Annotated in this window: 12 protein-coding genes and 1 pseudogene; 7 read left to right on the top strand and 6 right to left on the bottom strand. The window is 71.6% G+C overall.

What is annotated here, in order from left to right; translation table 11 throughout:
- Positions 1–121 precede the first annotated feature (121 nt).
- From purS to cls, 5 genes and pseudogenes are all read left to right on the top strand, one after another.
- Positions 122–379, top strand: a complete 258-nt coding sequence (purS, locus tag EAE32_RS02630; protein ID WP_019309891.1) for a phosphoribosylformylglycinamidine synthase subunit PurS — start codon at positions 122–124, stop codon at positions 377–379.
- A 2-nt stretch (positions 380–381) separates the two neighbouring features.
- Positions 382–1,173, top strand: a complete 792-nt coding sequence (gene purQ / locus EAE32_RS02625; protein WP_121864094.1) for a phosphoribosylformylglycinamidine synthase subunit PurQ — start codon at positions 382–384, stop codon at positions 1,171–1,173.
- Positions 1,174–1,372: 199 nt separating this feature from the next.
- Positions 1,373–3,670, top strand: coding sequence for a phosphoribosylformylglycinamidine synthase subunit PurL (gene purL / locus EAE32_RS02620; protein ID WP_121864093.1), 2,298 nt, complete (start codon positions 1,373–1,375; stop codon positions 3,668–3,670).
- A gap of 48 nt (positions 3,671–3,718) precedes the next feature.
- Positions 3,719–4,234 (top strand): GNAT family N-acetyltransferase, encoded by a 516-nt coding sequence (locus tag EAE32_RS02615; protein ID WP_121846650.1) that lies wholly within the window; start codon positions 3,719–3,721, stop codon positions 4,232–4,234.
- Positions 4,235–4,246: 12 nt separating this feature from the next.
- Positions 4,247–5,736 (top strand): annotated as a pseudogene (gene cls / locus EAE32_RS02610) (cardiolipin synthase).
- 135 nt (positions 5,737–5,871) lie between these two features.
- Here the strand turns inward: cls and EAE32_RS02605 are convergent.
- The 3 genes from EAE32_RS02605 to EAE32_RS02595 all read right to left on the bottom strand — a co-directional run bounded on the left by EAE32_RS02605 (position 5,872) and on the right by EAE32_RS02595 (position 8,368).
- Positions 5,872–6,936, bottom strand: a complete 1,065-nt coding sequence (locus EAE32_RS02605; protein WP_121864092.1) for an alcohol dehydrogenase — start codon at positions 6,934–6,936, stop codon at positions 5,872–5,874.
- A 255-nt stretch (positions 6,937–7,191) separates the two neighbouring features.
- Positions 7,192–7,605 (bottom strand): hypothetical protein, encoded by a 414-nt coding sequence (locus EAE32_RS02600; RefSeq protein ID WP_121864091.1) that lies wholly within the window; start codon positions 7,603–7,605, stop codon positions 7,192–7,194.
- Between the two features lie 82 nt (positions 7,606–7,687).
- Entirely contained in the window at positions 7,688–8,368 is a 681-nt protein-coding gene (locus EAE32_RS02595; RefSeq protein WP_121864090.1) for a class I SAM-dependent methyltransferase, read from the bottom strand.
- Between the two features lie 207 nt (positions 8,369–8,575).
- Here EAE32_RS02595 and EAE32_RS02590 point away from each other — a divergent pair, with 207 nt between their 5' ends.
- Together EAE32_RS02590 and EAE32_RS02585 are read left to right on the top strand one after the other, a co-directional pair.
- On the top strand, positions 8,576–9,586 hold the full coding sequence (locus tag EAE32_RS02590) for a succinate dehydrogenase/fumarate reductase transmembrane subunit (protein ID WP_121864089.1): 1,011 nt from the start codon (positions 8,576–8,578) through the stop codon (positions 9,584–9,586).
- Positions 9,586–10,302, top strand: coding sequence for a succinate dehydrogenase/fumarate reductase iron-sulfur subunit (locus EAE32_RS02585; RefSeq protein ID WP_121864088.1), 717 nt, complete (start codon positions 9,586–9,588; stop codon positions 10,300–10,302). Before EAE32_RS02590 ends, EAE32_RS02585 begins: the two co-directional genes overlap by 1 nt.
- Positions 10,303–10,449: 147 nt before the next feature.
- Here the strand turns inward: EAE32_RS02585 and EAE32_RS02580 are convergent, their stop codons facing one another.
- Genes EAE32_RS02580 through EAE32_RS02570 form a run of 3 tightly spaced genes read right to left on the bottom strand, consistent with a single transcriptional unit; the run spans position 10,450 to position 13,279 of the window.
- Positions 10,450–11,061 (bottom strand): NifU family protein, encoded by a 612-nt coding sequence (locus tag EAE32_RS02580; protein WP_206059856.1) that lies wholly within the window; start codon positions 11,059–11,061, stop codon positions 10,450–10,452.
- Positions 11,058–12,986 (bottom strand): ferrous iron transporter B, encoded by a 1,929-nt coding sequence (gene feoB, locus EAE32_RS02575; RefSeq protein WP_121864763.1) that lies wholly within the window; start codon positions 12,984–12,986, stop codon positions 11,058–11,060. Before feoB ends, EAE32_RS02580 begins: the two co-directional genes overlap by 4 nt.
- Positions 12,983–13,279 carry a FeoA family protein gene (locus EAE32_RS02570; protein ID WP_121845762.1) on the bottom strand — a complete coding sequence of 99 codons (297 nt, stop codon included), beginning with the start codon at positions 13,277–13,279 and terminating at the stop codon, positions 12,983–12,985. Before EAE32_RS02570 ends, feoB begins: the two co-directional genes overlap by 4 nt.
- Between the last annotated feature and the right edge of the window lie 107 nt (positions 13,280–13,386).

Raw genomic sequence — 13,386 nt, 5'->3', positions numbered from 1 at the left:
GTGGGGGGCGCAAGCTCGCGGAGCGTCGTCGTCGCCCGGGGAGATCCCCGGAAGGCGCCCGGCGTGAGACGGCACGGACTCCGCGCGCCGACCACTGCCACACCGCGTACAGGAGCGTTCCATGGCCCGAATCGTCGTCGACGTCATGCCCAAGCCGGAAATCCTCGACCCGCAGGGCAAGGCCATTGCGAACGAGCTGCCCCGCATCGGTCTCAGCGGCTTCACCGAGGTCCGCCAGGGCCGCCGTTTCGAGCTCACCGTGGAGGGCGAGGCCACCGAGCAGGTGCTGGCCCAGGCCCGCGAGGCGGCGGAGAAGCTGCTCTCCAACCCGGTGATCGAGGACGTGGTGAACGTCAGCGCACTGCCCGAGGAGCACTGAGCGTGGCGCAGCAGCCGAGCCCCGAGCAGACGCCCCTGGTGGCGGACCTCTCCCAGCCCGCGCCGGACTCCCGCCTCGCGGACGTGCGCGTGGGCGTGGTGACCTTCCCGGGCACCCTGGACGACCGCGACGCCGCCCGCGCCGTGGACATCGCCGGCGGCACCGCCGTACCGCTCTGGTACGCGGACGAGGACCTGCAGGGCGTGGACGCCGTGATCCTGCCCGGCGGCTTCTCCTACGGGGACTACCTGCGGGCCGGTGCGATCGCGCGCTTCGCCCCGCTGATGGACCGGATCGTGGACGCCGCGAGCTCCGACGGCGGGATGCCCGTGCTGGGGATCTGCAACGGCTTCCAGGTGCTCACCGAGGCCCACCTGCTGCCCGGGTCCATGATCAAGAACGAGCGGCTGAAGTTCATCTGCCGGGACCAGGCCCTGCGCGTGGAGAACACGGACACCGCGTGGACCGGGCGCTTCACCGCGGGCCAGGAGATCGTGGTGCCGCTGAAGAACCAGGACGGCCAGTACGTGGCGGGCCAGCGCACCCTGGACGAGCTCGAGGCCGAGCACCGCGTGGTGTTCCGCTACACCGGCGGCAACCCGAACGGCTCCCGCAACGACATCGCCGGGATCACCAACGCCCGGGGCAACGTGGTGGGCCTCATGCCCCACCCCGAGCACGCCGTGGAGCCCGGTTTCGGCGCGGATCTCTCCGGGGCCGGCCCCGTGGGCATGCGCGAGGGCACCGACGGGCTGGACGTGTTCGTCTCCGCTCTGGAGCACCTGCTCCGCTGACGCACTCACGCGGCCGACGCCGCCCGCGGCGGTTCGCGAGCGACGTCGTCCGCCGCGCGCAACGCCTCCGGGCCGCGTCCCGGGCGCGGCACCCGCGCCGCCACCGGCACGCCCCACCGACCCGCCAGCCCCCACCACGCACCGGCGTGGCACGCACCCCACGCCCCACCCAGTTCACGTAAGGGACCCCGCAGACGTCATGAGTGAAACGCACTTCAACCTGGACACCGTGGAGCACGCCGCCTCCACCCCGGACACCGAGCTGCCCTGGGCGGAGCTGGGCCTGAACGAGGCCGAGTTCGAGCGCATCAAGGAGATCCTGGGCCGGCGCCCCACCGCCGCGGAGCTCGCCATGTACTCCGTGATGTGGTCCGAGCACTGCTCCTACAAGTCCTCGAAGGTGCACCTGAAGCAGTTCGGCGAGAAGGTCACGGACGAGATGCGCAGGAACCTGATGGTGGGCATCGGGGAGAACGCGGGTGTCACGGACATCGGGGACGGCTGGGCCGTGACGTTCAAGATCGAGTCCCACAACCACCCCTCGTACGTGGAGCCCTACCAGGGCGCGGCCACGGGCGTGGGCGGGATCGTGCGGGACATCATCTCCATGGGCGCCCGCCCGGTGGCCGTGATGGACCCGCTGCGCTTCGGGGCGATCGACCACCCGGACACCCAGCGCGTGGTGCACGGGATCGTGGCCGGCGTGGGCGGCTACGGCAACTCGCTGGGGCTGCCGAACGTCGGCGGCGAGGTGGAGTTCGACCCGTGCTACCAGGGCAACCCCCTGGTCAACGCCCTGGCCGTGGGCGTGATGCGCCACGAGGACATCCGCCTGGCCAACGCCTCCGGCACCGGCAACAAGGTGGTGCTCTTCGGAGCCCGCACGGGCGGGGACGGCATCGGGGGCGCCTCCGTGCTGGCCTCCGAGTCCTTCGACGACTCCAAGCCCTCCAAGCGTCCCGCCGTGCAGGTGGGGGACCCGTTCGCGGAGAAGGTGCTCATCGAGTGCTGCCTGGAGCTGTTCAAGTCCTCGCTGGTGGAGGGCATCCAGGACCTCGGGGCGGCCGGCATCTCGTGCGCCACGTCCGAGCTGGCCTCCAACGGTGACGGCGGCATGCACGTGGACCTGACACAGGTGCTGCTGCGGGACCCCTCGCTCACGCCGGGCGAGATCCTCATGTCCGAGTCCCAGGAGCGGATGATGGCCGTGGTGACCCCGGAGAAGGTCGAGGCCTTCGAGGCGGTCATGGCCAGGTGGGACGTGGAGTACTCGTGGATCGGGGAGGTCACGGACACCGGGCGCCTGGTCATCGACCACCACGGCGAGGTCATCGTGGACGTGGACCCGCGCACCGTGGCCCACGACGGCCCGGTCTACGAACGCCCCTACGCCCGCCCGGAGTCCCAGGACGCGCTGCAGGAGGCCCACTTCACGGGCTCGCCCGAGGACGCCGCCCGCCCGTCCGGCGCGGAGCTCGGCCCGGCGCTGCTGGAACTCATGGGCTCCCCGAACCTGTGCTCCAAGGAGTGGGTGACCAGCCAGTACGACCGCTACGTGCAGGGCAACACCGCCATGGCCATGCCGGACGACGCCGGTGTGGTCCGCGTGGACGAGCGCACCAACCTGGGCGTGGCCCTGTCCACGGACTCCAACGGCCGCTACACCCGCCTGGACCCGTACCGCGGCGCGCAGCTGGCACTCGCGCAGGCCTACCGCAACGTGGCCACCGCGGGTGCCCGCCCGGCGGCCGTGTCCGACTGCCTGAACTTCGGCTCCCCGGAGGACCCGGACGTGATGTGGCAGTTCGCGGAGGCCGTGCGCGGGCTCTCGGACGGCTGCCAGGCGATCGGCGTGCCCGTGACCGGCGGCAACGTGTCCCTCTACAACCAGACGGGCGGTGTGGCCATCAACCCCACCCCGGTGGTCGCCATGCTGGGCGTGTTCGACGACGTCACGCGCCGCACCCCCTCCGGCTGGCGCGAGGACGGCCAGGCCGTCTACCTGCTGGGAGACACCGCGGACGAGCTGGACGGCTCGGAGTGGGCGCGACTGCGCGGGCACCTGGGCGGCACGCCCCCGCGCGTGGACCTGGAGCGTGAGCGCGTCCTCGGGGACATGCTCGTCAACATGTCCCGGGACGGCATGATCGACGCCGCCCACGACGTCGCCGAGGGCGGGCTGGGTGCCACGCTCGCCGAGATGGCGCTGCGCTTCGGTGTGGGGGCCCGGATCGGGCTGGGTGAGGTGGCCGAGCGCGATGGTGTGGACCTGTTCACGCTGCTGTTCTCCGAGACGCAGGGCCGCGCCGTCGTGGCCGTGCCGCGCTCCGAGGAGGTGCGATTCCGGGACATGTGCACCGTGCGCAACTACCCCTTCGCGCGGATCGGTGTGGTGGACACCGAGAGCGGCACCCTGGACTTCCAGGGCGAGTTCGCGGTGGACCTGGACGAGCTGCGCAGCGCGCACGAGTCCACGCTGCCCCGCCACTTCGGCTGAGGGCCGCGGCGGACCGGACACGACGAGATCTGATGGGAGACCCACGCCATGGAGGAGCTACTGCCGCAGCCGGAACCCCCGCGGCCGCTGCGCACCGAGCACCTGGAGCTGCGTCCGTTCACGCGTGGCGAACTGGAGGTGATGGCGGACGCCGCCACCATGCCCCACTTCGCGCAGGGTTTCCCCTCCGCGGAGAACACGGACTGGGCGCGCGGCGCGATCGAGGCCGGGGAGCACTTCTTCACGGAGTCCGAGCTCACGCGCCTGGCCGTGGTGGAGCGCACCTCAGAACAGGTGGTGGGCACCGCCGGGTTCTCGGGGCCCCTCATGGAGGGTGAGCTGGAGGTGGAGGGCTCCATGGTGCCGGGCGTGCGCCGTCGTGGCCTGGCCGGCGAGGCGCTGGACGCCCTGGTGGAGCGGGCCTTCGAGGACCCGGGAGTCCGGGCCGTGTGCGCCTCCGTGCCCGAGGACATGGTGGCCGCCCACCGTTTGCTGGTGGGCCGCGGCTTCGTGCGGCGCCCCTGCGCGGGTTCCGAGATCTCGTACCACCTGCCCCGCCCCTGACGAGCCGCGCCCGTGAACCCCTGGATACCCTTCGACCTGCTCCCGGCGGACACCGTCCCGGAGTGGACCCTGGTGACGCTGGCCGTGCTGGACCTGCTCCTCAAGCTCGTGGCCCTGGGCTGGATCCCCCACCAGAGGCGGCCCTCCGTGGCGCTCGCGTGGTTGCTCGCCATCTTCCTGGTGCCGTACGCGGGGATCGTGCTGTTCGTGGTGATCGGCTCGAGCCGCCTGCCACGGACCCGGATGGCCAAGCAGGCGCGGATGAACCATGTGATCCAGGAGAACACCCCCGAGGGCGTGGCGCTGGGTCCCGAGTTCGAGCGCTATCCGGAGTGGGTGCGCACCACCGCGGAGCTCAACCAGAATCTCGGATCGCTGCCCATGGTGGGCGGCAACGACTTCCAGATCCTCCCGGACAACCACGAGAGCATGGCGCGGATGGCCGCGGCGGTGGACGCCGCCACGACTACGTGCACTTCGAGTTCTACATCGTGGCCGTGGACCGGGTCTCCCGGGACCTGCTGAACGCGCTGATGCGGGCGCACGAGCGCGGGGTGCGGGTGCGCATCCTGATCGACCACGTGGGGTCCCTGGGCTACCCGGGCTATGCGGAGCTGGTCCGGGAGTTCGACCGCAGCGGTGTGCCCTGGCGCCGGATGCTGCCCATCCGCCCGTGGCGCGGGGAGTGGCAGCGCCCGGACCTGCGCAACCACCGCAAGATCCTGGTGGTGGACGGGCAGGTGGCCTACACGGGGTCGCAGAACATCATCCACCGCTCCTACAACAAGAAGAAGAATCTCCGCAGGGGCATGGAGTGGAAGGACCTCATGGTCCGGGCCACCGGCCCCGTGGTCACGGAGCTCAACGCCGTGTTCGTCTCGGACTGGTACTCGGAGACCGACGACCTGCTGCTGGACGAGTCCCCCGCCGCACTGGAGCAGACCTCCGGGCCCGCCTTCGCGCAGGTGGTGCCCTCCGGGCCGGGGTTCGAGACCGAGAACAACCTGCGCCTGTTCAACCACCTGATCTACAACGCGAACCACCGGGTGGTGATCTCCAGCCCGTACTTCGTGCCGGACGAGTCCCTGCTCCACGCACTCACCACGGAGGCCCAGGCCGGGGTGCGGATCCAGCTGTTCGTGGGCGAGACCTCGGACCAGTTCCTCGCGCAGCACGCCCAGAACTCGTACTACTCGGAGCTCGCCCGCGCCGGCGTGGAGATCTACCGGTACAGCTCCCCCACCGTGCTGCACGCCAAGTTCGTGCTGGTGGACGACATCGTCTCCGTGATCGGCTCCTCCAACATGGACGAGCGCTCCTTCGCCCTGGACCTGGAGGTCTCGGTGCTGATCGTGGACGAGACCTTCCGTGCCCGCATGGAGGAGGTGGTGGAGCAGTTCGCCGCCCACTCCACCCTGCTGGACGTCGCCGCCTGGGAGCAGCGCCCGCTGCCGCACAAGTTCCTGGAGAACGTCTGCCGCCTCACCTCCGGCCTGCTCTGAGCCCACTCCCGGACGACGACGCCGCCCGCCCGGGTACGCGAACGCCGTCGCCACCCCGGGGTGCACGAACGCCGCCGTCGCCCCTGGCTGTGCTGCGCACGCGGGGCGACGACGGCGTCGTCGTGGGGAGGGCGCTCAGGAGGCGACGAGCACCGCGCGGCCGTTGACGGTTCGGTTGCGCAGCCCGTCCAGGGCGGCGTTGACCTGCTGGGCGGTGAGCGGGAGCTCCTGGATGGGCGGCCTGGGCAGGTCCGTGTCCTGCGCGAGACGCACGAGCTCCTTGAGCTCCGGCAGGCTGCCCACGAAGTTGCCGCGGATGTTCAGCAGGTTGAACGCGACGAGCGCGGTGGGGAACGTGAACTGGCCGCCGAACAGGCCCACGCTCACCAGGGTGCCGCCGTTGGCCATGGCGAACAGGGCTGCGCTGGAGGTGTCCCCGTTGTTGACCAGGTCGATGGCCGCGGCGATCTTCTCCCCGCCGGCCGCCACGATGTCCTTGTGGGGGGCCTCGCCACCCGCGACCACGGTGGCCGTGGCACCCATGGCGGTGGCGTTCTGCAGGGCGGCCTCGCTCACGTCCACGGCCACGATGTTCTCGTGGCCCAGGGCCTTCAGCAGGGCGATCGTCATGAGCCCCACACCGCCCGCGCCGATCACCGCCACGGGCTTCTCCGCCGGCACGGGCATGATCTTCTGGATGGCGGAGTAGGACGTGAGCCCCGAGCAGGCCAGGGTGGCACCGAAGGACGGGTCGATGTCCCCGAGCGGCACCAGGTAGCGGTCTCCGGGAACCAGGACCTCCTCCGCGTAGCCGCCGTTGAGCGCCACCGAGAGGTTGCGCTTGGCGCCGCTGCAGTAGTTCTCGCGGTCCTCCCGGCAGGCCTGGCACTCACCGCAGCCGACCCAGGGGTAGACGATGTACTTGGTGTCCCCCGGCTGAACCGTGGCCTCCGGGCCCACCTCCACCACCTCTCCCACGATCTCGTGGCCCAGCACCACCGGGTACTGGGCACCCGAGGCGGTCAGCTCACGACGCCCCGCGCTGCCCAGGTCGAAGTACCCGTCCTGGCAGTGGACGTCCGAGTGGCACACCCCCGAGTGCGTGACGCGGACCAGCACCTCGGAGCCCGTCAGCTGGGGTTTCTCCAGCTCGATCTCCTCCGCCGGTGCACCGGGTTCTGCGTGACCGAAAACCTTCATGGCTACTCCTTCGCAGCACATCCGCATGTGCACTTCACATGTGGCCTGTGTCATCACTGTAGGCCGCGTCACAAAGAAGTCCACCGGCCCGCGGAAACACGTGAACTGGGGAGTAACATCGGCGCACGCGGTGGCCGCGGTCCAGCCCACGACGACGCCGCGAGGCCGCGGGCTTCGACGGAACGAGCGGGACTGCGGGGGCGGGTGGCGTCGTCCCGCCGGTGCGGCGCTCCACCCTGCTGGACGCCGCTTCGCTCAGCCGTTCCGCTCCAGCAGAGCCGCATAGCGCTCGGTGGCGAGCTTCGAGAAGAGCAGCACCACCAGGGCGGACACCGCGCTCGTCAGCACGAGCCCCAGGGACCAGGGCACCCACACGGAGAACAGGGCCGCGACCACCGCCACGAACACGGCGGCCGAGCAGATCTGGGTGGCCACACGGCTCCGGGTCAGGGCGAGGAACAGGGCATCCAGCAGGGTGTCCACCAGCATGAGGACCACGACGACCACGCAGACCCCCAGGAACTGCACTAGCAGTGTCAGCACCCCGACGCCCTGGTGCTCCCCGAGCACCTGCCACAGCACCTGGGGAGCCAGCACCGACAGCGGGAACCCCGCCACCACCAGGCACAGTTCCGCCAGCACGCCCCATTCCTTGACTTTGCCGCGCATCGCCGCCTCCTCCGTCGATCGTCCTTCGTGTCGCGCAGTGCCCCTCAGCCTTCACGCGATCCCGCGCGCCCGCCGGTCCGGTTCAGCAGCCGTCCACCGAGCAGCCCCGACCCACCGGAACCGGCGGGGCCTCGGCGGTCTCCTTGACCGCAAGCAGGTGGCACTCCGGAAAACGGTGCTCGGCATCCGGGCGGCTCACCGCGCGCCACCGCTCCGTGAACCCCGCGCGGTGGAGGTGGTCCGCCATGACGTCCGGGTGCCAGCGCCAGGCGGGGGCCACCGCGTGGTCGAAGGACACGACCGCCCGGCCGCCGTCCACGGCCTGGAACGCCACCAGCACCACGCCGCCCACCGGCAGCAGCTGCGCCCACGAGCGCACGACGCCCGGAACCCGGTCCGGAGCCAGGTGGATCAGGCTGAACCGGGCCAGCACGGCGGACGGCGCCTCTGCCTCCCCGAGCGCGTCCTGCCACGTGGTGGGGTCTGCGGTGCCCTGCACGAACCGCAATTGTGGGTGCGAGTCCCGCGCGATGCCCAGCATGGCCTCCGAGGGGTCCACACCGAGCACCGGAACACCGGCCGCCGCGAGCTCCGCGGTCACGTGTCCCGTGCCGCACCCCGCGTCCACCACGGGGCCGGGCAGTCCGGACTCCCGCACGCGCTCGGCGAACGCCGCCACGGCGTGCCGCTCCAGGGGCGTGCGGAACGGTTCGGGGAAAGCGTCCTCGTACTGCACGGCGAGACGGTCGTATCCGGGCTGCATGGGCTCCACGCTCACACACCGCGCCCGGCGCCACAACACCGCGCACCCGCATCGACCCCGGCCCCCAGGGCCGGAATGCTTCGCACCGCAAGGGCGTGGAACCGGATGACCGCAGAAGCAGAGACCTGCGGGACCGCTCCGGCGCGATGACCGCATGTGACTCCCGGAACTGCCCCGGCCCGCCCGAACTCCTAGGATTGGCGGGTGATGACTCCCGCCACGCCTCCCCAGCGAGACCGCGCGGCCGCGCCCGCCTCGCCCGGCTCCCCGGGCCGCGCACCCGCGGCCTCCCCCGCAGCGACCGGCGGGGCCGACGACGCCGCACCGGCACCCGCGGGCCTGTGGCAGCGGAGCGTGGGAGCGGCGTCGAACCCGGACCTCAAGCTTGCGATGGCCGCCTCCGGAACCGTGCTGAGCGTGTTCACCGCGGGGCACATGGCCGGGAACATGCAGGTCTACCTGGGCCGGGAGCGGTTCAACGGCTACGCCCGTCTGCTGCGCAGTGCCGGGGCACCGGTCCTGCCCCCGAACACGCTGCTCTGGGCGGCACGGACCGGGCTGCTCGCGAGCGCGGGCGTGCACGTGGCGGCGGGCACCGAGCTGACCGTGCGCGCGTGGCGGGCCGAGGGCCGCACCCCCGGGGACGTGGCCCGGCAGAGCGCCCGCAACGCCGCACGGCTGCTGCGGAGCGCGACCGCCCGGCTCCCCCGCCTCTACCTCTCGCCCGGACCCCGAGGGAGAGGCTACGCGGAGATGTACCGTGAGGCGCCCTTCAACGGTTTCTTCCTTCCCGGCTTCGATTCCGCCCACGACCCCCGCCGCCGCCCCCGGGGACGACGCCGCTCGGTCCACCGCATCATCGCCCGCTCCATGCGCTCCACGGGCGCGGTGCTGGGGCTCTTCGTGACCTACCACGTGCTGGATCTGACCACGGGAACCCGCCCGGCGGCGGCGCGCTCGTTCGAGCACGGGGACGCGTACGGGAACCTGGTGGGCAGCCTCTCCCGGCCGGTGACCGCAGCGTTCTACGCCGCGTCCATGGCCGCGCTCGCCGGGCACATGGTCCACGGCCTGCGCACGGCCGCGCTGGACACCGGACTCACGGGGACCGCGGAGCGCGTGCGCCGGGTGGACGTGGCCGCGAAGGCCGTGGGCGCCGTCGTGACCCTGGGTAACCTGAGTATTCCCGTGGCCGTACAGATCAAGGTGGTGCGCTGATGCTGCTGACCGTTCACGTGTGGCGTCAGGCGGACGCCGAGGAGCCGGGAGGGTTCCACACCGTCCACCCCGTGGAGGCGCGCGAGGACATGAGCATCCTCGAGCTGCTGGACGCCGTCAACGAAACCCTGGAGCACCAGGGGGACGAGCCCGTGAGCTTCGACGACGGCTGCCGCGAGGGGATCTGCGGCAAGTGCGGCGTGACCGTGGACGGTGTGCCGCACGGCCCGGACCGCAACCGGGCGTCCTGCATGCAGTCCCTGAACGCGTACCGGGACGGTGACGAGGTCTTCATCGAGCCCCTGCGTGCGGGGGCGCTGCCCGTGAAGAAGGATCTGGCCGTGGAGAAGAAGTCCCTCCGGCGGGTCTCCAAGGAGGCCAAGTTCCCGGTGGCCATGAAGGCGCTGAACACCGCCGGGTGCATCAGCTGCGGCGCGTGCATCGCCGCGTGCCCCAACGGCTCCGGGCAGCTGTTCGTGGGGACCATGCTCAAGCACCTCCCCCCGCTGGCCAAGAGCCCCGAGGAGCGCGACGAGCGCGCCGCCAAGGTCCTGGACGCCGCGGACCAGGAGTTCGGGCCGTGCTCCCTGCTGGGCGACTGCACCGAGGTGTGCCCCGCCGGGCTGCCCCTGGAGAACCTCACCGCCGTGACCCGCGAGAACCTGCACCGCCGGTTCCCGGAGCGCTACCCCGCACCGGAGGGGCCCGCAGAGTAGGCGGCTCGGATCAGGCGCCCCGCGGAGTAGGCGGCTTGCGCAGCAGGCGTCGCGCAGACGCGGTCTCACGCGGCCACAGGGAGGTTCCGCCCCGCGCTCACGTGAGCAGGCCTTCCCGGAGCCTGCCGCTTGCGGGCGCTCTTTCCCCTACCGGCGCGAGCCAGCGCGTCCGCGCAGACGCGGAAAGGGCAGCCACGAGACGGCCCCGGCACCAACGCCGTCTGCCGTGGCTGCGGTGGCCGCGGACCCGGCCGTCTCCACCACCATGGCCCGCGGGTCGTGCCGCCGCAGCGTGGTCTGGAACCGGTCCTGCAGCGTGCTCCTGGCCGCCGGACAGCCGTGGCACGCGCCGTCCAGCGCCACGGACACGGTGTGACCCGCCACCCGCACGATCCGGATGCGCCCGCCGTGGGCACCCGCCAAGGGTGCCACGTCCCGCTCCAAAACGGTCTCGGCCAGGTCCCGCAGGTCGTCCTCGGTGAGCTCGCGCGGAGCGGTGCCCGCCACGTGGTCCGTGACGGCGCGGCGAACGGTTGCCGCGGCGTCGCGCCACGAGCCCCCGGGCGCCAAGGTGGTCTCGATCCAGCCGACGCCGCCCGCGAGCCCCACGAGCACCCCGTCCCGCACGAGCGCCGCCAGCGCCGCGCCAGGGCTGCGGGCGACCTCGGTGAAGGAGTCCGTGCGTCCCGTGAGGACCCAGCGGACGACGTCCGGATCGGCCTGGACCTCCGGGTGCAGGGAAACCACCGGGGTGGTCATCGGGTCACCGCGGCCGTGATCTCGTGGCCGATCCACGCGGCCCCGTATGCCAGGACGAACATGTATGCCACCGCGATGGCCGGCCACTTCCACGAGTTGGTCTCCCGGCGCATGGTGGCCAGGGTGGACACGCACTGCATGGCGAACGCGAAGAAGATCATGAGCGCCACGATCGTGGGAGGCGTGAACATGGGCTCCCCCTGGTGCGGACCGTGGGTGTAGGTCAGCTGCTGCAGGGCCGCCCCGGGGTCCTCCGGGTCCTCCGCCGCGGCCACCTGACCCATGGTCGAGACGAACACCTCACGGGCGGCGAAGGAGGCGATCAGCCCGATGTCCACGCGCCAGTCGAAGCCGAGCGGCTCGAACACGGGTTCCACGGCCTTGCCCGCGGCACCCGCGAACGAGTTCTCCATGACGTAGGACTGCGCCTGGGCCTCGTCCATGTGCGCCGTCTCCGCATCCCGCGCCGGGAAGTTGATGAGCACCCACAGCACGGCGGTGACCACCAGGATGATGGTTCCCACCTTCCGCAGGAACATCCACACGGGAGTCCACACCGCGCGCAGGATGCCGCGCGGTGTTGGCAACCGGTAGGGCGGCATCTCCAGGTAGAACGGCAGCGCACCGTGGCGCAGCAGCGTGGCCTTGAAGACCCGGGCCACCACGAGGGACGCGAGCCCACCCAGCAGGTACATGCCGAACAGGGCGGCACCCTGCATCGAGAAGGGGCCCAGCCGTGCCTCCGCGGGCACCAGCAGGGAGATGAGCAGCAGGTACACCGGCAGCCGGGCCGAACAGGTCATGAGCGGGGCGGACATGATCGTGGCGATCCGGTCCCGGGAGGACGGCATGGTCCGCGTAGCCATGATCCCCGGCACGGCGCACGCCGTGGAGGACAGCATGGCCACGAAGGCCCGGCCGTCCAGGCCGCTGCGTGCCATGATGCGGTCCATGAGGAATGCCGCGCGGGACATGTACCCCACGGACTCCAGGACGGAGATCATCAGGTACAGCAGCAGGATCTGCGGCAGGAACACGAGCACACCGCCCACACCGCCGATCAGCGCCGTGCCCACGAAGTCCGCCAGGAAGCCCGATCCCAGGGTGTTCGCCGCCACCTCCCCCCAGTGGTCGAACACCGCCTGGATGGCGTCCTGGATGGGCGCGGCCACGGTGAAGATCACCTGGAAGAAGCAGAACATCACCGCCAGGAACACCAGGGCGCCCCACACCGGGTGCAGCAGCACCGCGTCGATCCTGCTGGTGGCCACGGAGGACCGCGGGGAGCGGTAGCGGGCGCTGTCCAGGACGGAACGGATCCACCCGCTGAGCTGCGCGGCGTCGTCGTGCGGGGGCGCGATCAGCGCCACGGGCCACGAGGCGGCCTCACCCAGGAGCTCCCGGACGTCCTCGAGACCGCGGCCCCGGTGGGCCACGGTTTCCACCACCGGCACGCCGAGCGCCCGGGAGAGACCGGTGACGTCCAGGTCCCCGCCGCGGGCCCGCAGCTCGTCCACCATGGTCAGCACCACAGCAGTGGGGCGGCCCAGGGCGAGCGCCTCGGCGCACAGTGCGAGGGAGCGGTAGAGGGTGGTGGAGTCCATGACCACGAGCAGTGCGTCCGGGGCGGTCTCGCTCTCCAGCCGCCCGGTGAGGTGGTCCAGAACCACGTCCTCGTCCGGGCTCGCGGGCTCCAGGGAGTAGGTGCCCGGCAGGTCCGTGACCGTCACCGAGCCGGACGAGGTGCGCGCGGTTCCGCGGGAGCGCGTCACCGTGACCCCGGGGTAGTTCCCGGTGGCGGCGGAGAGTCCCGTCAGCCGGTTGAACAGCGAGGACTTGCCGGTGTTCGGGGATCCGAGCAGCGCAACCTCGGTGGTCCTCCCGAGGGTCGCGACGTCGCCCTCCCCCGGTCCGTGGCAGCTCACGACACCGACGCCACCGGCGCCGGGGACCACTCACCGATCCGCACGGACCGCGCCTGCTCCTTGCGCAGGCACACCTCCGCGCCGCACACGCGGAAGAGGATGGGGCTGCCCATGGGCGCGCGCCGCAGGCACGTGACCTGCTCACCCTCACGGAAGCCGAGCGCCCCCAGACGACGCCGCACCACCGGGTCCAGCGCGTCCTCCACCAGGGCGATGCACGCGATCTCCCCCGGCTTCACATCACACAGGGTCACGGGCGACGGAGTGGCTGCCCCCTGCTTGCTGCGCTTCATGGCCCCGACCCCTCAGCTCGTCCTGCCGACCGGAGGGGCGCCGCAGGGCCCACCCGACATCTCTTACGTCAATTCTGCGTTGTAGAACTACGTAAGGCAAGGCTAAC

It is taken from the genome of Kocuria tytonicola, assembly GCF_003687175.1.
GTDB lineage: Bacteria > Actinomycetota > Actinomycetes > Actinomycetales > Micrococcaceae > Kocuria > Kocuria tytonicola.
Note: the sequence above shows the minus strand (reverse complement) of the source record. Positions and strands in the feature narration are given on the sequence as shown.